The organism is Sorangium sp. So ce385 (genome assembly GCF_051474135.1).
GTDB classification, from domain to species: Bacteria; Myxococcota_A; Polyangia; order Polyangiales; family Polyangiaceae; genus Sorangium; species Sorangium cellulosum_D.
Genome location: NZ_CP150337.1, coordinates 12,120,692 through 12,144,584 on the forward strand (window position 1 = coordinate 12,120,692; position 23,893 = coordinate 12,144,584).

A 23,893-nucleotide genomic window follows, 5' to 3' on the forward strand; every position below is an offset into this window, starting at 1 on the left:
TCGGGGCGTCTGTCCAGGGGCCGCATCGGGCGCTCCCTGTCTGTCCTCCTCTGTGCGCCGCTGATGGCGCTCGCGCTCGCCGGTTGCGGTGACGAGGAACCCTCCTCTTCCTCCGAATCCGAGGCTGAAGAATCCACGCCGAGCGAAAACACCGACATGAGCTGGGAGGAGTTCAAGGCGAACGCCCACCGCGACAAGGAGAGTGGGCTCACCATCATCGACGGCTTCGAGCAGCGGCTCAACGACGCGGAGCTGCGCGCCGTCTATGATCGCTATGTTCAGACCGGAGCGCTCGTCGTGAACGGGCGGCGCTGACGATCCCCCCGGGGATCCGACCGATATCAAATCTTCGCCGACGTCATCCAGTGGGGGTTCTTGGTCGTCCCATCGAATCGCTCGGTGGTCTTGAACTGCTCGTGCTCCCCCTTCGCCCCGAGCGGCGCGGTCCGCGCGAGGATCTCCGACACGCGCTGGTTACCGAGCGGCTGGAACGTGTACGCCGCCTTGATCGCCTGCTTGAGGATGCCCATCGAGTCGCAGCCGGTGATCACCACCGACGTCGGCAGGCTCATGGGATAATGCAGGCAGTCCATCGGCGAGACCACCCCGGTCTTCGCGATCTCCCCGCTGGCGAACGGCTTCATCCCCAGCACCCCGATGCCCTGCTGCGTCAGCGCCGGGAGGACCATCTTCTCGAAGCTCCGGTAATGCGGATCCATGACGTTGAGCGGCATCTGCACGGCGTCGAGCGGGACGCCCTGCCGCTCCGCCATCTTCAGCATGGCGAGGTGGATGTCCGGGTCCTTGTGGCCCGTGAAGCCGATGAACCGGATCTTGCCGGCCTTCTTCGCGGCCACGAGCGCCTCCATCGCGCCGCCCGGCCCGAAGATCTTCTCGGGATCGCTCATCCGGATGATCTCGTGCATCTGCACGAGATCGATGACGTCGGTGCGCAGCCGGCGGAGCGACTGCTCGAGCTGCGCCTCGGCGGAAGCGCGGTCGCGGCCGTCGAGCTTGGTCATCAAGAAGACCTTCTGTCGATACCCGTCCTGGAGCGCCTTGCCCATCCGCTCCTCGCTCTTGCCGTCGTGGTAATCCCAGCAGTTGTCGAGGAAGGTGACCCCGTGATCGATCGCGAACCGGACGATCCGGAGGCTCTCCTGCTCGTCGTCCGGGACCGCCATGTGGTACCCGCCGAGGCCGATGAGGCTGACGTTCACGCCGGTCCGCCCGAGCGGCCTCGTCGGCATCACCCCGCCGGCCGGCAGCTCGACGTCCTTCTCCCCGGGCGCGCCAGGCGCCGGCCCCTGCGGCGGCTCCTGAGAGCCCCCGCCCGCAGATGCGGCGTTTTGCCCCACCTGCGCGCTTCCTCCACAGGCGCTGAGCGCGAGGCCCGCGCCCACGGTTTGCACAAATGCCCGTCGAGAAGGTCGCTTCGTCATAAAAGGCAGCGCTCCTTTTGAAGACGAAGCCCGTGTGCAGGGCGTGTGCCACGCGGCGCGGCGCGCGTGAACGTGAGCGCGCCGCGCCCCGGCCGCGCCGTTCAGGCCTTGAGCTCGTCGAACTCGCCCGGCTCGCCGAACGCGCCGAAGTTCTCGATCGGCCCGCCGCCCTCCTCGGTGCAGCCGACCGCGTTCGCGAGCGTCGTGAGCAGCTTGTTGTGAGGCGCGTCCTCGTCCTGCAGCGTGTTCTGCTGCCGCGTCACCTTGATGTACTGCCCCGTCTTGAAATAACCGCCGCAGCTCCCCGCGATGATGTACGGCAAATCGCGAAAATCGTGGACCTTGCCGTTGGAGAGCTCGTTCATGAACACGACGGCGCTGTTGTCGAGCACGGAGGTCCCGCCCTCGTCGTAGCCCGCGAGCCGGTCGAGCAGATAGGCATACTCGCCGATGAACCAGCGATCGATGTCGTAGAGCATCTCCTCGTAGCCGTCCACGACGCTCCCGCTGTCGTCGTCCTTCGTGTTGCCGTGAGAGAGCTTGTGGTGGTTGTACTCGTGGTTCATCCCATCCCACTTGAAGATGGGCCCGAACGCGCCCGAGCCCCATTGCAGCGTCGCCGAGCGCGTCGCGCGGGTCGCGATCGCCAGCGCGAGGATGTCCATCTGCATCCGGCCGATCTTCTTGAACTCGGCGTCGAACGACACCGTCGCCGGGTCGACCCCCTCGATCTCCGCCGCCCGCGCCGGCGGGAGCTCGCGCGGGATGAGCCCGGCGTCGCCCATGCCCACCTCGAGGTCGCGCACCGTCTGGAAGTGCATCTCGAGCTTGTCGCGGTCGGCCTTGCTGAGCTTCTTCTTGAGCAGGCCCTCGTACTCGGCCCCGACCAGGTCGAGCACGCTCTGGCGCCGCTTGGTCAGCCGCTCGAGCGCCTCGTCCTCGACGTTCGTCACGCCGATCAGGTCCTGGTACGCGAGCCACGGGTTGTTCTCGCCGGAGACGGGCTGCTCGCTGCCGCTGTACGAGATGTGCCCGCGCACGTTCGGGACCCGCGCCCCGACCATCAGCGTGAGCGCGGGCGTGCCCGGCGGGTTGAGCTTGTTCGCGATGAACTGATCGAGCGAGATCCCCGCGGCGTACTGGCTGCCCTGGACGAGCGGCTGCGCCGTGAGCTTGCAGCCGATCCCCTTCGCGTGATCGTCGCCCGCGCTCGGATCCCACCCGAAGCCGCGCGGCGCCATGTGAATGCCCCGCGGGATCAGGAGCTTGTCCCGGTACGAGGCGAGCGGCGCTATCGCGCGATCCGCGCCGAACGAGGCGTCCGTCAGCGCGCCGTACCGCGTGCTCGGGAAGAACCGGGCCATGTTCACGCCGTTGCACATGAAGAACGCGATGAACCGGCGCGGGGCGGCCTCCGGACCGGCCTTGGCGTCGCGAGCGCGCAGCGACTCGAGGAACGGCAGGCCGAGCATCACCCCGCACGCGCCCCGCAAGAACGTTCTGCGATTCATTGGTCCACCTCTTCCACGGCTCGATACCGGAACGTCTTCGTCTGGGTGAGCGCGACCAGCAGCTCCTTGATGTTGTATCCGGACGCGCTGAGCTTCGCGTCGAGGTCGTCGATCGTGCACGCGTCCTCGCGCGAGAGCTGGCGGGCGTTGCCGTAACGGTACCAGTTCGTCAGATAGCACCGCTCTGCGACCGGGCTCTCGGCGAGCTGCTTTGCGAGGTCGACGGCGCCGTCGAAGCGGATCTCGGCCTCGCCGACCGCCATCGTGCCGGTCGCGTCGATCGGCTCGCCGCCCTCGTCCTCGCGGTACCGCCCGACCGCGTCGTAGTGCTCGAACGCGAAGCCGGGCGGGTTGATCACGCTGTGGCACGAGCTGCAAGCCTTCGCCGACGTGTGCGCCTCCACCTGGTCCCGCGTCGTCCGGATCTCGCCCTGCTTGGGCGGCAGCTCCGTATTGATGTTCGCCGGCGGGTCCGGCAGGTCCGCGCAGAGGATCTGCCGCTGGATGAACACGCCGCGGTGGATCGGCGAGGTCTCGCGCGCGAACGCGTGCGAGGCGAGGAAGCCGGCCTGCGTGAGGAGCCCCGCGCGCGCCGCCGGGTCGAGCGGCGTCTCGACGAGCTCGCTCGTGAACGACCCCTCCACGCCGTAGATCGGGGCGAGCTTGTCGTTCACGAACCCGACGGGCGCGGTCATCAGCGTCCGGTAGTCGCCCTCCATCTCCAGGACGACGTGCCGGATGAACGCTTGCGTCTCGGCCAGCATCGCCGAGGACACGCTGGCGTCGAAGCCCTCGTAGAGCGACGGATCCTTCGAGAGATCCGCGTAACGGCTCATGTGGAGCCACTGGCGGTGGAAGTCGTCGAGCGCGCTCACCGCCTTGGAGTCGTCGACCATGCGCCGCGCCTCGGCCTCGATCCCCTCGGGCGAGCCCAGCGCGCCGCGCTCCGCCGCCGCGAGGAGCGCGTCGTCGGGCAGGCTGTTCCAGAGCAGGTACGAGAGCCGGGTCGCGACCTCGTAGCCGTCGAGCGGGATGATCTGCTCGCCATCGAGCTCCTCGCTGAGCTCGACGCGGTAGAGGAAGTGCGGCGACTGGAGCATCGCCTCCACGACGTGGCGGACGCCCTGCTCGAACGGCGTGCCCGACTCGAACAGGCCATCACCGCGCGCGTAGGCCGCGACGTACGCCGCCTCCTGCTCCGCCGAGAGCGGCCTCCGGTAGACGCGCTTGCCGAGCTCCCGGATGAGCTGCCGGGCGCACGCGGCGCCGTCGCCCTCCGGGGCGCACGGCAGGATCTTGCCGAGCACGGCCTGGTCGACCACGACGTCCGCCGCGATGGCCTCGGCGGCGCGCCGGTAATCGCGCGCGAGCCGGTCGGACACGACGAGCCCCTTGGCGTTGTTGTCGAACCCCTCGAACGCCGGATCCGCGAGGAACGACGCCGAGGCCTTCATGTCCTTGCCGAAGAGGTCCCGGATCGAGTTGTCGTATTGCGCGTGCGTCAGCCGCGTCAGGCGCGGGGTCGGTCCGGGCGCGGTGACGCCGGGCGCGCACTGGACGCCGGCGCCGGATCCGCCATCGCCCGCGCCGGTTCCGTCACCTCCCGCGCCGGTTCCGCCATCTCCAGTCGGTCCCGAGCACGCGGCCGCGCTGGAGAGCGCGAGGGCCACGAGCAGCATCCTCGGGGTGCTTCGATTCACGGGCAGCTCCCTTCGTGAAGAGGTCGAAGATGTAAGAATCTACAAGAGCTTCAAGACCCAGGCTATCGGGCGCAGCCGTCCAGCGTCAACGCGCGGCCACCGCGCGAACGGCATTTCCCGTGCGCTTTCTGGACTTCGTTCAGCGCGAATGCCCGGCGCGCTCATGACGCGCTGCGCGCGGGAGGCGCCGTGGTGGGTGCCGGGGAGAGCCGACGCTACGGTGCATGAAATTGCGCCTGATGGCGCAGGGCGGGGACGCGGGCGTTCACGGCGAGGACAGCTTTGGCTGACACCTGCCCTCCAGGCACACCGCGGTCATGCCCTCCGGGTACACGGGCGCGCAGGGGGGGCACGCGCCGAAGCCCTCGGGGCAGACGATGGACTCGATGTCCGCGCTCTGGTTGAGGGCGACGATGCCTTTCCCGCTGCACTCCTCGCAGCACCCGACGCCGTCGCGCAGCGCGCAGTCCGCGTCTTGGGTGCACTCCGTCAGCGGGGATTCGCGCACGTCGAGGACGACGCAGCGCCCGGCCTCGCACGCGGCGGCGAAGTACTGGCCGGTGCTCTCGGCCTCGCTGACCTCCGGGCACGGCGCGCACGCGACGTCGCCGCACCCGAGGGTGTTCCAGAAATCCGTCGCCGCGTCGCGGTGGACGGCGACGAACGCATGGGCGTCGTCCGGGTTGCAGGCGGCGCAGCAGCGCGGCGAGGCGAGGACGCAATCGCCCGGCGCGGCGCAGGCAGCCATGTCCGGGACGTTGCCCTGACAGGCCTCCTGGCACGCCTCGAGCGACTCGAAGCGGTTCTCGTTGCCCTCGCAGCCGCCATAGGTGAACGGAACGCACACGCCGGAGCTGGGGTCGTGCCAGTAGCTCGGGAACGCCGCGTCGCAGGGCCCGGGGTCCTGCGGCAGCGAACAGCGGTTCGGCAATTCGCCGCCGCCGCCGCTGCTCGTGACCGGGCCCGGGCCGCCGCCGCCGCTGCCGGCGACCGGGCCGCCGCCGCCCGCGCCGCCCGCGCCGCCGTCGCCGCCCGCGTCCGCGCCGCTGCAGCCCGCGGCGAGCAGGAGAGAGGTAAGCAAGCCAAGGCCGAGGGAGAAGCGCCGTCGCAATCCAGAGACATTGCAACCGGCGCGCCCTCGACCGCCCGAGGAGAAGGCAATCGATCGTAGGGTATTCATACGCATGCGATGGCATGCCCGGCCGCGGCGTGCCAGGCGACGCGGCACGCCGCGACGGCATCGTCGGCGGCAGCGTGCCGGCGCGGCGCGCCCGTCACGCGGCGGCCGCCTCGCTCGTCAGACGCTGAGCTCGAGCGACGGGAGCTGCTCCCGGAAGAACGCGTTGTACTTCGGGTCGTTGTACCGCTCGTATTCGATCACGAAGGGCGTGAGCTGACTGACTCCCCCCTTGTAACGGATGGTGAGGGCCATCGGGGTGACCTCGCGGTAGTTGCTGGTCAGCGGCAGGTCGTCGTTCGTCCTCCCGCCCGCGGAGAACAGCGTGAGGAGCACGCCGTCGGGGTCGTCGTAGACCACGCGGAAGCCCTCCTGGATGCGCTCGTGGCCGCGGATCAGCGTGGTGCAGCCGAGCTTCTGCATGAAGCTCTTGAACTGCCGCTTGCCGAAGGGGAAGCGGGCGGTGGACTTCTGGAGCTCCGCGGGGATGGCGTCGACCTCGCTCGGGTCGCTCCAGAGCATCTGGAACCGGATCTCGGGGTCGTTGAGCGAGGACACCGACTGCCACCGGGCGGCGAGGGTGTCGTCGCGGGGGATGCCCGCGTGGACGAAGAGGATGCGGTCGAAGATCAGCGTGTTGGGGAGCGCCTCGAAGAGGCGCATGTACGCGGCGAACACCTCGTTCGGGGCGATGGCCGCGAGCGAGCTCATCGCCTCGGAGGGCCGCACCGGCGCGAGCACGCGGCCGTTCAGCTCGACGTAGTACTCGTGGTTGCCGCGCAGGACGAAGACGTTGTCGGGCGCGGCGAGGAAGAGCTGCATCACCGTGCGCAGGATGCCGTTGTAGCTGAACCTGCCGCGATCGATGTAGTCGCCCAGGAACACCAGCATGATCCGCGGGTTGTGCGCGGGGTCCTCGCGGTACGCCTGCAGCTTGGCGAAGAAATCCGCCTGCATCAGCGCCGCCTTGAGGCACGAGTAGCAGCCGTGCAGATCCCCGATGACGAGGAGCTCGACCTCGTGGGAGGGATCGGGCGAGGCGACGTAGACGTGGCCGTCGAGGAACGGCGCCTGCCCGGCGAAGCTCGCGAGGTCCGCCGCGCCGTCGAGCCGGCCCGCGCCGCGCGCGCGCTGCTCGGCGAGCTTCTCCTCGAACCGGCGCATCAGGTCGAGATCGACCTTGGCCTGCTCCGCGAACGTGGCCGGATCGGTCGCGTAATCCCACTCGAACGCCTTGAAGAACGGGTGATCCAGCTCGCGCGCCTGCTTGCGCGTGGCCGGATCGATCACCACCGCGCCCTGCTCGATGGGCTCGATCTCCAGGTCGTCGATCTCGGCCGCGAGCGAGAGCAGCGCGGAGAGCTCGTCGCGGAACTTCTCCTCGCTCGGGTGGATGACGCCGTCGGCGAGCATGAGCCCGTCGACGGTGGCGAGCAGCGCCTCGCGGTTGTCGTCGTCGAAGCCGTCGAGGAGCTCGAAGCAGCGGAGCTTGATCTTCGCGAGGACGAAGTCCTTGGGGTCCTCGCCGTCGGGGACGCTCTCGGTGAAGAGGCCCTGGATCTGGTGGTCGATCTCGGAGAACACCTCGTGGAAGTGCTTGGTCCACCGCGCGATGACGTCCTGGTTCGCCTGGGCCTCGTCGCCGAGGGCGTCGCGCGCGCGCTGCTGGACGAGCTCCTGGATGTGGCCGCGGATGAACGATTTCTCGGTCGGATCGAGCTCGCCGTCGATGTACCCGAACCCCGTGAGGTAGTAGATGATGGCGTGCATCTGCTGCTCAGCGATGCGTGGATCAGGGCTGAACGTCATCATCAGGCAGCTCTCCTCTGGCGGTGGGGCCCCAGGGTAGCGCAAGACGGGCGCGCCGCGCCTGCAGCCGCGCGCGTCATGGCCGCATGGGCGCGCGCGTCACGGCCGCGCGCCATTCGGCCGCGGCGGCGGCGCGAGGCGCTCGACGAAACCGCGGATCCGCGCGCGATCGGCCTCGGACAGCGCGTGCCCCGGGGGCGGCATGGTCCGCTCCTCGACGACCCGGCGCGCGATGGCCTCCCGGAGCGACGCCCAGGCCGCGCGCGTCGAGAGGTCGACGCCGCCCTCGCCGCGCGGGCGGTGGCAGCGCGCGCACGCCCGGTCGAACACCGGCGCGATGTCGTCCCAGGCGGGCCCGGCGCCGACGTCGTCCGCGGCGAAGCGCCGGAGGGCGCCCGCCGCGAGCAGCCAGACGTCGCCGCTCGGCGATCCGATGAGCCTGCCGGCCTCCGGGAGGCGCGCGCCGCGGGTCGCGCGCGCGCCCGACGCGTCGAGCACGCCGAGCTCGCCCCCGTCGGCGAACCACACGCGATCGCCGGAGACGGCGAGCCCGTGGAGCGCCGCGCTCGCCCGCAGCCGGAGGCGCAGCACGCCGGCGGCGTCCTCGGCGTAGAGCGCCGCCGGCGTCGCCGCGAGCAGCGCGCCCGCGCCCGTCACGGCGAGGAGCGGCGCCGGGCCGTCGGCCTCGATCGGGTACGATCGCAGCGCCCTCGGCGCCACGTCGAGGGCGAGGACCTCCTCGCCGCCGAGCGCGAACGCCACGCGCCCTCCCCCCGCCGCGAACGCCGCGAGCGGCCCGGTCGCGTAGCGCGTGACGCGCTCGCCGTCCGCCACCGCGATCTCGCCGTCCAGCGCGAAGGCGGCGCCGCCGCCGAGGCCGAGGCCGGTTGCGGCCCGGACCGCGGCGCGCTCGAGGCCGTAGTGATCGGCGACAGGCTCGAACGACCCCCAGCTCGGCAGCCTGAGCAGCCGGCCCTCGGCGTCGACGCCGACGATCCATGTGCCGTAGCCGTCGGGCGCGGGCACCACCGCGGCGCTGACCCAGCGGTGGGGCGCGCGCTCGACCCGGGCGAGCGCGCCGTTCACGAAGACCGCCGCGGCGCCGTCGTGGAACAGGACGACGCGGTCGCCGTCGTCGGCGACCGCGCGGACCGGACCGAGCTCCCCCGGGGCGGACCAGGCGACCGGGCGTACGGCGAGCGGCGGGCGCGGGGGCGCGGCCGTCGACGAGCAGCCGGCGAGCGCGAGCGCGGCTAAGCAGGCAAGCGCGAGCGCCGTGAGGCGGGCGAGCGCGAGCGCGAGCGCGGCAAGGCGGGCGGGCGCGAACGCGGCCAGGGGCGCCGCTCGGCGCAGGGGCGTCACGACCGCCGGAGCAGCTCCGGCACCACCTCGCCGTCGCGCAGGTGCTCGAGCGGGGGGATGCCGAAGGCGAACAGGAAGGTGGCGAGCAGGTCCGGCGGGGCGATCGGCCGCGGCCCGCCCTGGAACGTCTTCGCCGGGGCCGGCAGGAGCTGCTCCGGGTCGGTCTTGCCGAACGAGATGCCCCCGCGGAAGCGGGGGGAGATCACCATCGCCGAGTTGTTGGGGTAGTGGTCGCGGCCCATCGCCGTGTTGAGCTGGGGCGTCCGGCAGAAGTCGCTCGTCACGAGGATGTGCGTGTGATCCGAGAGCTTCTTGCCGGCCCGGGTCGGGTGCGGGGTCTTGTCGAGCGAGCCGAGGAGGGCGGCGATCAGGTCGAAGAGCTCCTGCTGCGTGGCCGCGTGCTGGCGGTAGTTGCTCGTGTGCGTGTCGAACCCGTCGCACGCGAAGCTCACGCAGCGGACCACGTTCCGCCGCATGGCCTCGATCGCGAACGCCGCGTTGACGGCCGCTTGCCTGGCGAAGCGGGCCTTGTGGTCGAACTCCGGGTGCGCCTGGATGAGCTTGCCCCTGGAGAACACGTCCTGGAGCCCGGCGTTCAGCATCCTGCCCAGCGCTTCCGACTGGATCGCGAAGCCGTTCAGGGCCTCGGTGTAGCGCGATCGCGCGGCGAGGGACCTGGCCTCCTCGGAGAGCAGCGCGGTCACCGCGGCGCGGTCCTCGTCGGTGTCGTAGTGCCGCGCGCGGGCGAGGGAGCGGCTGATCGTGCCGATGTCGCCGACCGTGAGCGGGACGGCGCGCCGGTCGAGGCGGTCGCCCACGAACGCCGAGGGGAACTGCACGGAGACGGCGGGGAAGGTCTGGCTGGCGCCGAGCTCGCTGGCGCAGATGGCGTCGAGGCTGGAGGCCATGACGCGGCCGCCGCTCAGGTGGCGCCCGGTGGTCGCGAAGGCGGTGCCGTCGGGGTGGCTCACGGTGTTCATCGCCAGGCCGTTGACGATGCACAGCCGGTCGTGGAGGTCCGCGAGGGCGCCGATGCCCGGGCCGAACGTGAGGCTCGAGCCCTTCGGCGTGACCGGTGCGAAGCTCTTCGCGCCACCGGCCGCGGGCGCGTCGACCCAGAGGCGGAGCGGCGCCGTGTCGGTGTTGTCGGTCGTGGCCGGGGTCACGAGCCCCTTGCTCTCGTTCCGCGGGTCGGCCCAGAGCGTCACGTCCCAGCCGCCGGACGCGTGGATGAAGAGGAAGAACTCGTCCTGCGCCGCCTTGCCCTGCGCGGCGAGCACGCGCGCCGGCAGGCCGAGGACGCCGGAGAGCGCCGCGCCCGCGGCGGCCTGGAGCAGCGCGCGGCGCGGGAGACCATGGGGCATCGCGAGGGCAGTTTGCGCTCGGGGATGGCGGCGTGCAAGCGAGCGCGAGGCCGCCGGGGAGCGCCGGGACGCCAGCGCGCGATCGCCGCGCGGGGCAAGGCGGCGCCCTAAGGTCCCAGCTGGTCGCTTGCTCCCCTGCGCGCGCTTCTCCATGCTCCGGATGCCGGCGTGTCGAGCGTTCCCATGATCCAGCACATCCCCATCGGCGTTTCCGATTTCCGCGATCTGCGCGAGCGCGGGCTCGTCTACGTCGATAAGACGCACCTCATCCAGGAGCTGCTCGATCGCCCGGGGCTCCTCGGTCTCCTGCTTCCGCGGCCGCGCCGGTTCGGCAAGACGCTGAACCTGTCGATGCTCCGGTACTTCTTCGAACGCCGACACGAGGACCTGTCGCATCTCTTCGAGGGCCTTTCGATCTGGCGCGCGGGCGAGGCGTACCGGGCGCACTTCCAGCGCTATCCGGTCGTGTTCATGACCTTCCGGGACGTCAAGGCGCCGGCCTTCGAGGCGTGCTGGAAGGCCATCCGGAAGAAGGTCGAGGCGCTGTTCGACGAGCACCGGGCGCTGCTCGACGCGGGCGCGCTCAGCGAGCGGGAGGCGCGCGACTACCGTGCAATCCTCGACGGCACGGCGGACGAGGTGCTCTACCAGCGAGCGCTCTGCGACCTGTCCGCGTACCTGCACCGCGCCCACGGCGAGAAGGTCGTCATCCTCATCGATGAGTACGACGAGCCCATCCATGCCGGGTTCGTCGGGGGCTACGCCCGCGAGGTCCTCGACTTCTTCCGTGCCTTCCTGACCGGCGGGATCAAGGACAATCCCCACCTCGCCAGGGCGGTCCTCACGGGCATCCTGCGGGTCGCGCGGGAGAGCATCTTCTCGGGCCTCAACAACATCGGGGTCTACTCGCTCCTGCGCACGGAGTTCTCCACCTGTTTCGGCTTCACCGAGCCAGAGGTGATCGCGCTCCTCGCGGACGGGAATGCGCTCGATCGGCTCGAGAGCGTGCGCCGGGCCTACAACGGGTACGTGTTCGGCGAGACCGTGGTTTACAACCCGTGGTCCGTGATGAGCTTCCTGGCCAGCGACGACAGGCGCACGCGCAGCTACTGGGTATCCACCAGCGCGAACGAGCTCATCCGGGATCTCCTCGTGTTTCATGCGCTGGACGTCGAGGACGACATCGCGGTGTTGCTCGAGGGGGGCGCGATCGAGCAGCGGCTCGATGAGAACGTGGCCCTGGACCAGCTGCCGGGGAGCCCGCGGGCGCTCTTTGGCCTGCTCGTGTTCTCGGGATACCTGCGCGCCGAGGCCGCCGAGGCAGGGACGACCCATGTGCCGGCGTATCGATTGTCGATCCCGAACGAGGAGGTACGCGAGGTGTATACCAGCACCTTCCGCGACTGGATGGCGGAGCGGCTGTCCGGGCAAGGCGCGAGCTCGCGTCAGCTCGTGCGAGCGCTGCTGAGCGGCGATGCGGCCACCTTCGAGGAGCAGCTCCGGGCGTTCGTCACGAACGTGCTCTCGTATCACGAGGCGCGCCGCCTCGGTCCGGAGGAGGTCTACCACGGGTTCGTCGCAGGCCTGCTCGCCACGCTCGAACCAGACTACGAGGTGCGGTCGAACCGCGAGTCCGGCGAAGGGAGGCCCGATGTGCTGGTGCGGCCCCGGCAGCCGGGAAAGCCCGGGGTCGTGCTGGAGATGAAGGTGGCGCGGGGCGGCCAGACGCTGGAGCAGGCGCTGGAAGAGGGGGTAGCGCAGATCGCCCGCAGGGATTATACGGCCGAGCTCCGGGCCTCCGGCGCGTCTCCTGTGCACGCGCTCGCGGTGGCGTTCAACGGAAAGCAGGTCGCCGTGCGCGAGGCGGCGGGGATCAGCCGATGATCCTGACAGCGATCCTGCTGCTCAGCTGCCGGAAACGATCGTCGTTCGTCCACAGCCGATCGCAGCTGTGGTGGGTGGCGCACGCGGCATGGAGAGCGTCGGGAGTCTTCAGCCCATGCGAGGCCTGAAGCTCAGTCCCTAGGTCGAAGGCATCCGCAGAGAGCGATCCTCTGGAAGGTTGATCTCGACGCATCTCAACTTGGGAACGCGGACCATGAGCTTGTGTGCGTGCATGGCCCTTCGTGGAGCATACCCCCTAATACAGATGAAACTCCGGGTGCCTCACCAGCCCGTAACACACCGCCGCCCACCCCGCCTCGCCCGGCGAGAACCGCGACTTCGGCGCTCCCTTCGCGCGGTGCCGCGCGACCGTGCCCTGGTAGAGCGCGAAGAACTTCGCCTCCCGGTCCGGCGGCGCGAGGCGCGCCGGGTAGCTCAGGAACGTCCGGTGCAGCACGTCGAACCGCGACGCGAACGCCGCCGCGTCGAGGTCCTCCGCCGGCAGATCGAAGGCGAAGATCAGCCGGCGCTCGATCGGGACCGGCGCGCTCGCCTTGAGGTCGTGCTCCAGGGCGCGGTCGCACAGCGCGATCCCGAGCCGCTCGAACGCCGCCATCATGAGCGCATTGGTCTGCGTGCCGCGCGGGAGATCCAGGCCGTGCTCGGGGAGCCCGAGCGCCGTGAGGTAGTCCTCCCAGGTGTCGAAGAGCGCCGCCTTGTCGTCCCCCCGCGCGCGCCGCTCGACCTCCGCCGGCGCGAGGCCGCCGAAGAGCCGGAGATACGTCCTCAGGTACGCCTCGGCCGGGATGAGCCGCAGATCCTGCTTCGGCGTCCGGCTCTGCGCGACCCGCCCCGTCTCCCGGAGCGGCGCCGCAGGCCGCGGCGCGACCGCCTCCGGCGGGGCGCACGCGCCCGCCACCGCGGCCATCCCGGCAAGGGCGAAGGCCCTCACCCCGCCGCGCATCACCGCGCGCCCCCGCCGCGCATCACCCGCGCGCCCCCGCCGCGCATCACCGCGCGCCCCCGCCGCCGCGCTCCAGCGCTGGCCGCACGTTGCTCGCGCGCGCGTAGGCCGGCGACCGCACGATCGCCTCGACCAAGGGCCGCATCCGGTAGCCGCGCGACACGAACCGCTCGCGCAGCGCGCGGAGCAGGGCCTCGTCCTCGTCGCGCAGCGGCCGCCCGAGGAACGACTCGGTGACGCGCGCGACCGCGCACGACGCGAACTCCGGCATGCGCGTGAGATCGGCCGCGGCGCCGGCCGGGCCGCGCTCGGCGTGATCCGGCGAGGCATACGCGCCCCGGAGCACGCCGCGCTCCTTGCTCGAGAAGTCAGGGTCGTAGAAGCGCCGGCACGACCCGCCCGTCTTGCCCTCCGCGTCCAGCTTGCACACCGGGTTCTCGATCGGAAACCGCGAGGCGGGCAGATAGGTCCACGTCGTCTCCTCGACCCGCGTGAAATACGCCGCGAGCGGCTCCAGCGTCGCATGACAGCTGGAGCAGCCCGGCCGGACCATGAGATCGGGCTCGTCCGACGGCGGGAGCTCCGCGTGCTCGGCCGCGAAGCTCTTGCACAAGAACGCGCTGTAGAGCGCCGCCGCGCGAGCGCGGCGCGAGGAATACTTCGTCAGGAACACCGGCGTCGTGACGATCCCCGCCGCGCGCGGCCCGCGATCGGCGATGTACGTCCACTCCGACGCGTCGTGCGGCGCGACGACCGGCGGCACCGCGCCCGGCAAGAACAGCGGCGCCTCGTCCTCCCGCATCCCGAAGGACCTGTGCAGCGAGCAGCACGCCGCGGGCGCGCTCGATCGATAGAACTGCGCGAGCGGACCGTTGATGAACGTGTAACGCCCGGTGAGGATCTCCCGGAAATCGCGGTCGGCCCGGAAGACGTGCTGCATGAGGTGAATCGCCTCCTGCGACCACCAGAACTTGTTCCAGCCGGAGATCGTGCGCGGCGCGGCGCCGAGCGGGCTCTCGATGCCGAGCGGGACGTGGGCGGGCAGCACGAACGCGCGAGGATCCCTGCCGGAGTTGTCGCCCGGCAGACAATGCTCGAGGCCGATGCCGCAGCCGCAATCGACGCTCATCGCGAAGGCGAGCGCGCTCCGGCACGAGATCGGCTCGCCCCGGTGCTCCCTGGCATAGCGATCCTCGGGCATCGGCGGGCGAACGCGCCCCGCCGGCAGCGGAGCCCCCGCGGGCAGCGGGGGGATGCCGCTCGCATGGATGCGTCCGACCTCGGCGGTCTGCGCCTCTTCCTTGCAGACCCGGACCTCGACCGTCGGCGTCTTGCCGTCGGGCTCGACAAGGAGCTGCGGCAGCGGGACATAGGCGCTGTCGGCGTCCTTCCACCCGACGCCGTAGCGCTGCGTCGGCGAGACCGAGAGGTAATCGCGGTAAAGCCAGAACGGGCGCACCACCGTGGTCCGCTCGTCGAGGAGCTTCTGGGAGATGGCTTTGGGCGTCCCCGTCAGGGCGTGGAAGCTCCCGCGGAGCCCGCTCTCGGCCTCGGAGAAGCACAACTCGCCGTCGATCACCGGGTTCAAGCGGCGCTGGTTGTAGCGGAAATAGACGTAGAGCGGCTTGCCGTCCGGGCCGAGCACCTCGGCCCTCCGGAGCGTCGTCTCCGGCGGCGCGAACAGCCCCACCGGGCCGAGCTCCAGCCGCAGGACATCCATGTAAATGCGCGTCAGCCGCTCGACGTACCCCGGGCCGTCGAGGTGGCGCTCGATCCAGGCGTCGAGATCGAAGCCCGGCGACTCCATCTCCGCGAGCTCCTCGCGCGTCGGGAGACGACCCTCCAGATCGAGGGAGAGCGCGCGGAAATACCGGTACTGCTCCAGCGTCGGGGCGGCCGCGGACGGCGGCGCGAACAGGGCCGCGGCCGCCGCCGCGAGGAGCGCCGCCGCGGCGAGCCCGCCGAGCCCCCTCACGCCCCCGCCTCGCCCGCCTCGCCGGCGTTCCGCGCCGGCGCCGCCTCGCCATCACGCACCGGCGCCGCCTCGCCGGGGAGCACCCCGGCCATCAGCATCCCGAGCTCCGTCCGCGAGACCGCGCCCGCGTCCCGCGTCGCCACGATCCCGCCCCGGTACATCACCGCGATCCGGTCCGACAGCGCGAGGATCTCGTCGAGCTCCGCCGACACGAGCAGCACCGCCGCCCCCGCATCGCGCGCCGCCACGATCTCGCGGTGGATGTGCTCGATCGAGCCCACGTCCACGCCGCGCGTCGGCTGGCTCGCCACGAGCAGCTCCACGGGGCGGCTCATCTCGCGGGCGAGGATCACCTTCTGCTGGTTGCCGCCCGAGAGCGCCGAGACCGGCGTCCCAGGGCCGGGCGCGCGGATGTCGAAGGTCTTGATGAGCCGCCGCGCGTTCTCCTCGCGGGCGTCGTCGCGGAGCACGCCGCGCGCGGCGAACGGGGGCTTGTGGTACGTGCAGAGCACGAGGTTGTCCGCGATCGCGTACGAGAGCACGAGCCCGTGGCGCTGGCGGTCCTCGGGCACGTGCGAGACGCCGCGCTCGATGAGGTCGCGGGGCGGCGCGCCGGTGACGTCGCGGCCCCGGAGGAGCACGCGCCCGGCGCGCGGCGGCGCGAGGCCGGTGACGGCCTCGACGAGCTCGGTCTGGCCGTTGCCCTGCACGCCGGCGATCCCGAGGATCTCGCCGGCGCGCACCGAGAAGCTCACCTCGCGGACCACGTCGGCGCCCGACCCGCGCCGGCCCGCGACGCTGAGGCGCTCGACCTCGAGCACGACCGCCCCGGGGCTCGCCGGCGCCTTGCTCACCTGGAGCGCCACCTCGCGGCCGACCATCGTCGCCGCCAGGCCGCGCTCGTCGGTCTCGGCCGGGATCGCGGCGCCCACCACCTTGCCCGCGCGCATCACCGTCACCCGGTCCGCGACCGCGAGCACCTCCCGGAGCTTGTGCGTGATGAACAGGACCGAGACCCCCCGCGCCGTCAGCCCCCGCAGCACGCGGAACAGCTCGTCCGCCTCCTGCGGCGTGAGCACGGCCGTGGGCTCGTCGAGGATCAGGATCTCCGCCTTGCGGTAGAGCGCCTTGAGGATCTCCACGCGCTGCTGCACGCCGACCGGGAGGTCCTCCACGCGGGCGTCGGGGTCGACGTCGAGCCCGTGGCGCGCCGAGAGCGCGCGGACCTCGTCGCTCGCGCGCCGGCGATCGAGCAGGCCGCCGCGCACGATCTCGGCGCCGAGCACGACGTTCTCGGCGACCGTGAACACCGGGATGAGCATGAAGTGCTGGTGCACCATGCCGATCCCGAGCGCGATCGCGTCGCTCGGCGACCGCAGCGAGACGGGGCGCCCGCTGCGGCGGAGCTCGCCCTCGTCCGGGCGCAACAGCCCGTAAAGGATGTTCATCAGGGTCGATTTGCCGGCCCCGTTCTCCCCGAGCAGGGCGTGGATCTCGCCCTCGCGGAGGTCGAGATCGACCCCGTCGTTCGCGAGGACGCCGGAGAACCGCTTGGTGATCCCCCGGGCCTCCAGGACGGCCGTCACCGCCGGCCCTCCGGGTCGTAGGGCTGGCCGTCGGCGGCCGGCGGCGTGGTCTTGCCGATGACGCCGGTGAGGATGAGCAGCGTCAGGAGGTACGGCACGAGGCCGACGACCGACGATTGCTGCAGGAACGACCACGACGGCGGGATCTGGTCGCGGAAGAGCTGGAGGTTGATCTGGAACGCCTGCGCCGCGCCGAAGACGAGCGCCGCGGCCCACGCGCCGAAGGGCGTCCAGTCGCCGAAGATCATCGCCGCGAGGGCGATGAAGCCGCGCCCGTTCGTCATCATCGGCTCGAAGGACGGCACCGACTCCAGGGTGAAGTACGCCCCGCCGAGCCCCGCGATCGCGCCGCCGATCACGACGTTCACGGTGCGCACGCGGGCCACGTCGATCCCGACCGTGGCGGCGGCGCGCGGGTGCTCGCCCACGGCGCGCGCGCGCAGGCCCCACCGCGTGCGGAACAGCACGAGGTGCGTCACCCCGACCAGCGCGACGGCGGCGACGGCGATCGGCTGCTGCTCGAACACGGGGCCCACGATCGGGGCGTCCGCGAGGAGCGGGACGTGCAGGCGCGGCAGGACGCCGGGGGCGTGCGGCACCTGGCCGCCGAACGAGCTCCCGGGCCCGAAGAAGAGCTGTCGGTTGAAGAAGCCGGTGAGCCCCACGGCCAGCAAGTTGATCACCGTCCCCGCGAGGATCTGGTCCACGGAGAAGGTCACCGCAAGCACGGCGAGCAAGAGGCCGAGGAGCGCGCCGGTCGCGATCGCGATCGCGACGCCGAGCAGCAGGCTCGGCAGCGGGGGGACGCCGAGGACCGCGCTCGCGTAGATCGACCCGAACCAGCCCGAGAACGCGGCCGCGAGCATCATCCCCTCGATGCCGAGGTTCACGACCCCGGAGCGCTCGCAGAACACGCCGGAGAGCGCCCCCAGCGTGAGCGGCGTGGCCACGGCCAGGGTCGTGGCCGCCATGCTGGCCACGATCGTCAGCGGCGGCACCTGCGAGGCGCCGACGAGCGCCACGACGCCGACCAGCACCGTCACGACCACCGCGATGAAGGCGTAGCGTCGATGGCCCATCGCCGCCCCCTAGCCGCCCCACCCGCGCGTGAGCACGAGCCGCTCGCGCTCGCCGCGGACGCGGTAGATGCGGCGGACCAGGGTGTCCGCCGCGACGAACAGCAGGATCAGCGCCTGGATGACGGAGATCACGTCGATGGGGATCTGCGTGAGGTACTGCATCCGGGTCGCGCCGCTGCGCATCGCGCTGAACAAGAGGGCCGCGAGCACCGTGCCGCCGGGGTGCGCCTTGCCGAGGAGGGCGATGGCGATCGCGTCGAAGCCGTAGCCCTGCGAGAACCCGAGCTCGTGCCGGTGGTGGAGCGCGCTCACCTCGATGGCGCCGGCCACGCCGGCGAGGGCGCCCGAGAGCGCCATGGTCACGATCACGGTGCGGCCCACGCGCACGCCGGCGTAGCGCGCGGCGTCGGGGCTCTGCCCCGCGGTGCGGATCTCGAAGCCGAACGCCGTCCGCCGCAGCACCCAGCCCACGAGCGCCGCCGCGAGCAGGGCGAGCGGGAAGCCCCAGTGCAGCCGGTAGCCCTCCACGAGCTCGGGGACGCGCGCGCTCTCGTCGATGAGGGGCGTGCGGGACAGCACGTTGGACGCCGCGGGATCCTTCATGGGGCCGTTCAAGAGGAAGCTCACCGCGTTGAGGGCCACGTAGTTGAGCATGATCGTGCTGATCACCTCGTGCCCGCCGGCGCGCGCCTTGATCCACCCGGGCACCGCGGCCCACAGCCCGCCGGCCAGCGCGCCGAGGAGCAGCGTCAGGGGCACGTGCAGCGCCGCGGGCAGGCCGCCGCCCACGAGCCGCGGCAGCCAGTGGCCGGCCCAGGCCGCGGACAGCGCGCCGAGCGCGAGCTGCCCCTCGGCCCCGATGTTGAACAGCCCCCCCTTGAAGGCCAGCGACACCGACAGGCCGGCCAGGATGTACGGCGTCGCCCACACGAGCGTCTCGCTCACCGCCCGCGGCGAGCCGAAGGCGCCCTCGAACAAGCCCGCGTACGCCTCGAGCGGGTTGCCCCCGGCCAGGGCGATGAGCACGCCGCCCAGGACCATCGCGGTGAACACCGAGAGGGCCGGCAGGAGCAGCGGCTCGAGGAGCCGGATCAGCGTCTGTCGCATCCGCGGGAGCCCGGCGGCTACTTGGCGTCCTTGGCGGGCGGCACCGTCGTCTTGAGCGTCCCGTCGAGGAGCCCTTTCCGGAGCTCCTCCATCTTCGCCTTCACCTCGGCCGGGACCTTGCCGTCGAGATCGTGATACGGCGCATACCCCGATTTGCCCTGGAAGTTCCCGGACGGCAGCTTGCCTTCCTTGGCCATCTTGATGAGGTCGAAGGCGCCCTCGGTGATAAGCTTGACGGCGCTGGAGAGCAGGACCTTCTGCGCCTCGGGCACCGTGTAGTACTGGTCGGTGTCGACGCCGATGGCGTAGACGCCCTTCGTGGCCGCGCCGAGCAGCGCGCCGTTGCCCGTCTTGCCGCCGCCGCCGAAGACGATGTCGACGCCCTTGTCGATCATCGAGACGGCGGTCGTCTTCCCCCACTCGGGATCGGTGAACGTCTTATCGAAGCCAACGTCGTTGTGGTAAACGACGCTGAGCTCGATGTCCGGCTTGACGTGGCGCGCCCCGGCGCGGAAGCCCTCGCCGAAGCGGTAGACGGGCGGGACGGCGTCGGTGGCGAGCACCGCGCCGATCTTGCCGGTCTTGGTCATCATCGCGGCCAGCGCGCCGACGAGGAAGCCGCCGTGGTCCTCGGGGAAGACGAGCCCCACCACGTTCGGCTTCGTCGCGGCCTGGAACTGGTCGATGCCGATGAACTTGACGCCCTTGAACCGATCGGCCGCGGCGTGCGTCGCCTCGGTGAGCCCGAAGCCCGACGTGACGACCACGTCGTACTGCTCCTCGGCGAAGGTCGCGATGTTCTTGGGGTAATCCTTGGGATCCGTCGTCTCGATGTACTGCGTCGTGGCGCCGAGCTCCTTCTGCGCCCGCTGGATCGCCTCCCAGGCCGACTGGTTGAACGACTTGTCGTCGATCTTGCCCATGTCGGTCACGAGGCCCACGCAGAACACCTCGGGGCTCGCGCAATCCGCCTTCTTGTTGCGGGTGCACGCCGGGAGCGCGCTGGCGAGGGCCAGCAGGACCGCGATCGCGAGGCGCCGCTTCTTCAACATGCCGGATCTCCTTGGAAGGCCCGCATTGGACACCGGGCAGCGCACCAAGGCAACCCAAGGATCGCATCCGCGCACCTTTGCTCACATCGGGCTGCCGGGCTGAGCGCTCGCGCGGCGAAGGTGTCGCGATCGCGGAGCAACTTTTTTTTCTGAGGCGTTGTCACAGCCGATCGGCAGCGCCCGACGAGCGACGGGGCGCGCCGGCGCAGCCTGCCCGAGGAGGTCCTTTCCATGAATGGTCCCGCCGTTCGACTCACGCTTATTTGTGCTCTCGCCGCGTCCGCCCTGGTTTCTTCGGGGGACGCGTCGGCCTGCGGTGGTGTGGAGATCCTGCCCGCGATCGATCACCGCGTGATGGGGGTCGCCCAGGCCGAGCAGGCCCTGCGCGACGGCCGGATCACCGCGGCCGCGGGGAGCGTGATCCGCATGTTCCCCGAGATCCGGCGGATCTCTCACGACAAGGATCCGCTGCTCAACCGGGCTTTCCGCGTCCTCGCGGTGGCAACCGCGCGCGCCGACGGCGCGCTCGACGTCCGGCCGGAGGTGCCGCGCGAGCTGCTCGAGACGTGGGGCGGGGCGTCGGCCGAGGAGCGCAAGGCGAACCTCGCCTGGTCGATCCGCGCGCTGCGCCGGCTGAACGAGCACCGCAAGGGCGATCCCGCGCTGCAGACCGACCTCGGCGAGGCGCTCGCCCGGTCGCCGGAGCACCGCGGCGAGGCGCTGCAGCTGCTCGGCGGCCTGGCGGAGAAGGACCTCCTGGCGAGCCCCGAGGCGTACGCGGCGCTGGCGCGGCTGCGCGCGCTGTCGGGGGACGCCGCGGGGCACGACGCCGCGGCGAGCCGCTGCGAGGCGATGGCGAAGGACGCGGCCCTGTGTAGGACGACCCGCGCGGTCGGCCCGCAGAGCTGACGCCGATGCGCGCCCGTCCGCTGCTCGCCGCGCTCGTCGCGCTCGCCTCGGGCGCCGCCGCGTGCGCCTCCGAGGACGCGCGGGGGCCCGAGCCCGCCGCGCCGCTCTCCGCGGGCGGCGGCGCCGCGGAGGCCGCCGCCTCCACACAGGCCGCCGCCTCCGCCCCGACCGCCTCCACACAGGCCGCCGCCTCTGCGGCGCCGGCCGGCGATCCGGCGCGCGGGCAGCGGCTCGTCGCCGAATTTCAGTGCAACCGCTGCCACGACGGGACCGGGCAGGCGCCCGCGCCGCGCGACGCGCACTGCGTCCAGTGCCACCAGGACATCGCGGCGGGGCGGTTCCAGGCGCCTGCAGCGGCGATGAAGCGGTGGAACGAGAACCTTGTGCAGCTGCGCGACGTCCCGTCGCTCGCCGCCGCCGGCGACCGGCTCCGGCGCGACTGGATCCGCGGGTTTTTGCTCGCGCCGCACGACCTGCGCCCGCGCCTGCACGCGACCATGCCGCGGCTCGCGATCGGGCCCGAGCAGGCGAGCGACATCGCGGCCTACCTCACGCGCGATCGCCGCGAGCGGCCGCGCGAGGCGCTCGGGAGCGCGAGCGCGGCCCGGGGGCGCGAGCTCTACGAGGCCAAGGGGTGCGGCACCTGCCACGCCTTCACCGGGGCGGCCGGGCTGACGGCGGTCGCGCCGGTGAGGGCGATGGAGAAGGAGACGCGCGCCGCGGTCGCCCTGGCGCCGGATCTGCGGCACGCGCGCGACCGGATGGAGCCCGCGGACCTCGCCGCGTGGGTGCTCGATCCCGGGGCGATCAAGCCGGGCACGCCGATGCCCCAGGTGCCGATGTCGCCCGCCGAGGCGCGCGACATCGCGGCCTTCGTCGCGACCGCGCCGCTCTCGCCGCCGGCGCCGGCGAGCGCGCCCGAGCGGCTGCCGCTGCTCTCGCGCCGGGTGACCTACGCCGAGGTGGATCGCAGGGTGTTTCGCGTCACGTGCAGGCACTGCCACTCCGAGCCCGATTACGCGCTCGGCGACGGCGGGCCCGGGAACACGGGCGGCTTCGGGTTCGAGCCGCGCGGGCTGAACCTCGCGACGTACGAGGGGATCGCGGCGGGCTACGTCGACGATCGGGGCGAGCGGCGGAGCGTCTTCGCCCGCGGTCCGGACGGCGCGCCGCGCCTCGTCGCCGCGCTCGCGGCGCGGCAAGCGGAGGAGGGGGGCCGCGCGGATCCGGCGGTGCGCGGGATGCCGCTCGGGCTGCCCGCGCTCGGCCCGGAGGAGATCCAGCTCGTCGAGAGCTGGATCGCGCAGGGACGGCCGCAATAGCGCGACGAGGCGCGGCGCGGCGGGCGGCCCGGGCCGCGCCATCGCGAGGACCGCCTCGGTGTCGTCGTGGTGCCCACCTTGCTTCCCAGGCGACACCGAGGAGCTGGCCGATGTCTCGGTGGTCTCAACGTGCTCAGCACGCGGGCTCGCCTCCGAGCGGCGGGGGTGACGTGTATCCGATGCGGATGTCCATCGGCAGGCGCCTCTCCCTGCTCGTGCTGAGCGAGCTGCTCCTGGCCGCCATGGGCATCGTCGTATCCATCGTCGCGTTCAGGCGGCTGTCGGCCGAGACCGCCTACCTGCGTCACTACATCTTCGAGCCGTTCGTCGTCATCAACTCTGGCATCGAGTCGTCGAACGCGCTGTACGCCCTGCTCGCTCGGCCCTCGGCGAACGTCTCGGAGCACGCCCGGAGGCCGATCATGGAGCTCCGGTTCTTCATCGATCGGTACCAGCGCGACTGGCTGACGGCGACGTCGACCCAGCCGGACGCCGTCCACCTCCGCGCCGCGCTCGAGCGCGCCGGGAAGCTCAAGCTGCTGGAGGAGGAGCGCGACGCGGCGAACATCGTCGCCTCCGTCGTGGCGAGCCTCGAGCGCACGACCGGGGTCGTCGGCCCGGCGCCTGCCGTGCCATCCGTGCACCGCACCGACGTGCAGGACCTCAGCGCCGCGCTCGTCCGGCTGAACAAGATCAACCTGCGCTACATGGAAGTCGCTTACGTCGCCTACGAGCACAACCGGCAGAGCATCTTCCTCGTCTTCCTGGCCGTCGGCCTCGGGGGGATCACGGCGGCATCGCTCTTCGCCCTCGCCGTGCGCCGCGCGATCGTGCCGCGCATCCGCAGGATGGTGGCCGCCGTCCAGCGCTTTCGCGAGCTCGGCGTCTACGAGCCGCTCGGGAGCCTGGGCGACGACGAGCTCGCCGTGCTCGCCCACACGCTGAACACGAGCTTCAAGACCATCGCCGAGCGCGACAAGGAGCGCGACCGGTTCCTCGCCGTCGCCGCGCACGAGCTGAAGACGCCGCTCACCAGCATGAAGGGGTTCGCGCAGGTCGCGCTCGCCCACCGGAACGACGCGGCCGTCCGCGAGCGCGCCCTCGCGATCATCGATCGCCAGGCGACGCGCCTCGCCCGCCTCGTCCAGGATCTCCTGTGGTCGGCGCGCATGTCCGGAGGCGAGCTCCCCTTCAAGCCCCGAGCGATCGACGTCGAGGACCTCGCGCGCCGCGTGATCGGAGAGTTCGAGCTCGTGGCCAAGGATCACGTCATTCGCCTGGTGCCCCGCGGGGACGCGCACCTCCTCGGCGATCCCGAGCTCCTCGAGGAGGCCCTCTGGAGCCTGCTCGTCCAGGCCGTGGCGGTCGCGGTGGAGCACGATCCGGTGCTGATCACGATCGACGCCGCCTCCGCCTCGCGCGTGCTCATCACGATCGAGGTCCGGGGCGGGAAGGATCTCCCGGAGGACCTCGAGACGCTGCTGGAGCCCTTCGCCGTCGTCGCGTTCGAGGGGCGGCGCGACGAGCCGCGCAGCACGGGCATCGGCCTCCACCTCGTCCAGGGGATCGCCCGGCTCCACGGCGCGAGCTTCCGGGTCGAGCGGAGGCCCGGCGATCTCATGGTCTTCTCACTGGAACTCCGACGCTAGC

19 protein-coding genes are annotated in these 23,893 nt (G+C 71.7%); 5 read left to right on the plus strand and 14 right to left on the minus strand.

Annotated features, from left to right (window positions below; genetic code table 11):
* Window positions 1-63: 63 nt before the first annotated feature.
* Window positions 64-315: a hypothetical protein gene (locus tag WME83_RS44375; RefSeq protein WP_437315756.1), complete on the plus strand. Its 252-nt coding sequence runs from the start codon at window positions 64-66 to the stop codon at window positions 313-315.
* A gap of 26 nt (window positions 316-341) precedes the next feature.
* Here WME83_RS44375 and WME83_RS44380 read toward each other — a convergent pair whose 3' ends face one another.
* The 7 genes from WME83_RS44380 to WME83_RS44410 all read right to left on the minus strand — a co-directional run bounded on the left by WME83_RS44380 (window position 342) and on the right by WME83_RS44410 (window position 10,365).
* Window positions 342-1,358 carry an aldo/keto reductase gene (locus WME83_RS44380; protein WP_437315757.1) on the minus strand — a complete coding sequence of 339 codons (1,017 nt, stop codon included), beginning with the start codon at window positions 1,356-1,358 and terminating at the stop codon, window positions 342-344.
* Window positions 1,359-1,543: 185 nt separating this feature from the next.
* On the minus strand, window positions 1,544-2,953 hold the full coding sequence (locus tag WME83_RS44385) for a DUF1552 domain-containing protein (RefSeq protein WP_437315758.1): 1,410 nt from the start codon (window positions 2,951-2,953) through the stop codon (window positions 1,544-1,546).
* Window positions 2,950-4,653: a DUF1592 domain-containing protein gene (locus WME83_RS44390; RefSeq protein WP_437315759.1), complete on the minus strand. Its 1,704-nt coding sequence runs from the start codon at window positions 4,651-4,653 to the stop codon at window positions 2,950-2,952. The genes WME83_RS44385 and WME83_RS44390 overlap by 4 nt, the downstream gene beginning before the upstream one ends.
* A gap of 265 nt (window positions 4,654-4,918) precedes the next feature.
* Window positions 4,919-5,734, minus strand: a complete 816-nt coding sequence (locus WME83_RS44395) for a BPTI/Kunitz domain-containing protein (protein WP_437315760.1) — start codon at window positions 5,732-5,734, stop codon at window positions 4,919-4,921.
* Window positions 5,735-5,950: 216 nt separating this feature from the next.
* On the minus strand, window positions 5,951-7,642 hold the full coding sequence (locus tag WME83_RS44400) for a metallophosphoesterase family protein (protein WP_437315761.1): 1,692 nt from the start codon (window positions 7,640-7,642) through the stop codon (window positions 5,951-5,953).
* Between the two features lie 96 nt (window positions 7,643-7,738).
* A complete protein-coding gene (locus tag WME83_RS44405; RefSeq protein ID WP_437315762.1) occupies window positions 7,739-9,001 on the minus strand; it encodes a c-type cytochrome in 1,263 nt (420 codons plus the stop codon).
* On the minus strand, window positions 8,998-10,365 hold the full coding sequence (locus tag WME83_RS44410; protein WP_437315763.1) for a DUF1501 domain-containing protein: 1,368 nt from the start codon (window positions 10,363-10,365) through the stop codon (window positions 8,998-9,000). The genes WME83_RS44405 and WME83_RS44410 overlap by 4 nt, the downstream gene beginning before the upstream one ends.
* A 183-nt stretch (window positions 10,366-10,548) precedes the next feature.
* Between WME83_RS44410 and WME83_RS44415 the strand changes: the two genes are divergently transcribed.
* Complete coding sequence (locus WME83_RS44415) at window positions 10,549-12,249, plus strand: AAA family ATPase (protein WP_437315764.1); 1,701 nt, start codon at window positions 10,549-10,551, stop codon at window positions 12,247-12,249.
* On the opposite strand, the gene WME83_RS44420 is transcribed toward WME83_RS44415, so the two are convergent.
* The 7 genes from WME83_RS44420 to WME83_RS44450 all read right to left on the minus strand — a co-directional run bounded on the left by WME83_RS44420 (window position 12,239) and on the right by WME83_RS44450 (window position 20,012).
* On the minus strand, window positions 12,239-12,442 hold the full coding sequence (locus WME83_RS44420; RefSeq protein ID WP_437315765.1) for a type II toxin-antitoxin system VapC family toxin: 204 nt from the start codon (window positions 12,440-12,442) through the stop codon (window positions 12,239-12,241). The two genes, WME83_RS44415 and WME83_RS44420, sit on opposite strands and share 11 nt — an antisense overlap.
* A 63-nt stretch (window positions 12,443-12,505) precedes the next feature.
* Window positions 12,506-13,201, minus strand: a complete 696-nt coding sequence (locus WME83_RS44425) for a hypothetical protein (protein WP_437315766.1) — start codon at window positions 13,199-13,201, stop codon at window positions 12,506-12,508.
* A gap of 58 nt (window positions 13,202-13,259) precedes the next feature.
* Window positions 13,260-15,188: a DUF1585 domain-containing protein gene (locus tag WME83_RS44430; protein WP_437315767.1), complete on the minus strand. Its 1,929-nt coding sequence runs from the start codon at window positions 15,186-15,188 to the stop codon at window positions 13,260-13,262.
* Complete coding sequence (locus WME83_RS44435; protein WP_437315768.1) at window positions 15,185-16,774, minus strand: ABC transporter ATP-binding protein; 1,590 nt, start codon at window positions 16,772-16,774, stop codon at window positions 15,185-15,187. Before WME83_RS44435 ends, WME83_RS44430 begins: the two co-directional genes overlap by 4 nt.
* The gene (locus WME83_RS44440; protein WP_437315769.1) at window positions 16,771-17,853 is read right to left on the minus strand and encodes an ABC transporter permease; all 1,083 of its coding nucleotides are present in this window, start codon (window positions 17,851-17,853) and stop codon (window positions 16,771-16,773) included. The genes WME83_RS44435 and WME83_RS44440 overlap by 4 nt, the downstream gene beginning before the upstream one ends.
* A 9-nt stretch (window positions 17,854-17,862) precedes the next feature.
* Window positions 17,863-18,960 carry an ABC transporter permease gene (locus tag WME83_RS44445; protein WP_437315770.1) on the minus strand — a complete coding sequence of 366 codons (1,098 nt, stop codon included), beginning with the start codon at window positions 18,958-18,960 and terminating at the stop codon, window positions 17,863-17,865.
* A 17-nt stretch (window positions 18,961-18,977) separates the two neighbouring features.
* Entirely contained in the window at window positions 18,978-20,012 is a 1,035-nt protein-coding gene (locus tag WME83_RS44450; RefSeq protein ID WP_437315771.1) for a BMP family lipoprotein, read from the minus strand.
* A gap of 231 nt (window positions 20,013-20,243) precedes the next feature.
* Here WME83_RS44450 and WME83_RS44455 point away from each other — a divergent pair, with 231 nt between their 5' ends.
* The 3 genes from WME83_RS44455 (at window position 20,244) to WME83_RS44465 (ending at window position 23,892) form a co-directional block, all read left to right on the plus strand.
* On the plus strand, window positions 20,244-20,921 hold the full coding sequence (locus tag WME83_RS44455; RefSeq protein WP_437315772.1) for a hypothetical protein: 678 nt from the start codon (window positions 20,244-20,246) through the stop codon (window positions 20,919-20,921).
* Window positions 20,922-20,926: 5 nt separating this feature from the next.
* Window positions 20,927-22,243, plus strand: coding sequence for a c-type cytochrome (locus WME83_RS44460; protein ID WP_437315773.1), 1,317 nt, complete (start codon window positions 20,927-20,929; stop codon window positions 22,241-22,243).
* Between the two features lie 179 nt (window positions 22,244-22,422).
* The gene (locus WME83_RS44465) at window positions 22,423-23,892 is read left to right on the plus strand and encodes a sensor histidine kinase (protein WP_437315774.1); all 1,470 of its coding nucleotides are present in this window, start codon (window positions 22,423-22,425) and stop codon (window positions 23,890-23,892) included.
* The last annotated feature ends 1 nt before the right edge of the window (window position 23,893 follow it).

Excerpts from the sequence above, each read along its gene's own strand:
- WME83_RS44465 (WP_437315774.1), top strand. The coding sequence starts at position 22,423 with ATGCGGATGTCCATCGGCAGGCGCCTCTCCCTGCTCGTGCTGAGCGAG.
- WME83_RS44385 (WP_437315758.1), bottom strand. The coding sequence starts at position 2,953 with ATGAATCGCAGAACGTTCTTGCGGGGCGCGTGCGGGGTGATGCTCGGC.
- WME83_RS44460 (WP_437315773.1), top strand. The coding sequence starts at position 20,927 with ATGCGCGCCCGTCCGCTGCTCGCCGCGCTCGTCGCGCTCGCCTCGGGC.
- WME83_RS44445 (WP_437315770.1), bottom strand. The coding sequence starts at position 18,960 with ATGCGACAGACGCTGATCCGGCTCCTCGAGCCGCTGCTCCTGCCGGCC.
- WME83_RS44400 (WP_437315761.1), bottom strand. The coding sequence starts at position 7,642 with ATGATGACGTTCAGCCCTGATCCACGCATCGCTGAGCAGCAGATGCAC.
- WME83_RS44450 (WP_437315771.1), bottom strand. The coding sequence starts at position 20,012 with ATGTTGAAGAAGCGGCGCCTCGCGATCGCGGTCCTGCTGGCCCTCGCC.
- WME83_RS44455 (WP_437315772.1), top strand. The coding sequence starts at position 20,244 with ATGAATGGTCCCGCCGTTCGACTCACGCTTATTTGTGCTCTCGCCGCG.
- WME83_RS44375 (WP_437315756.1), top strand. The coding sequence starts at position 64 with ATGGCGCTCGCGCTCGCCGGTTGCGGTGACGAGGAACCCTCCTCTTCC.
- WME83_RS44415 (WP_437315764.1), top strand. The coding sequence starts at position 10,549 with ATGATCCAGCACATCCCCATCGGCGTTTCCGATTTCCGCGATCTGCGC.
- WME83_RS44410 (WP_437315763.1), bottom strand. The coding sequence starts at position 10,365 with ATGCCCCATGGTCTCCCGCGCCGCGCGCTGCTCCAGGCCGCCGCGGGC.
- WME83_RS44440 (WP_437315769.1), bottom strand. The coding sequence starts at position 17,853 with ATGGGCCATCGACGCTACGCCTTCATCGCGGTGGTCGTGACGGTGCTG.
- WME83_RS44420 (WP_437315765.1), bottom strand. The coding sequence starts at position 12,442 with ATGCGTCGAGATCAACCTTCCAGAGGATCGCTCTCTGCGGATGCCTTC.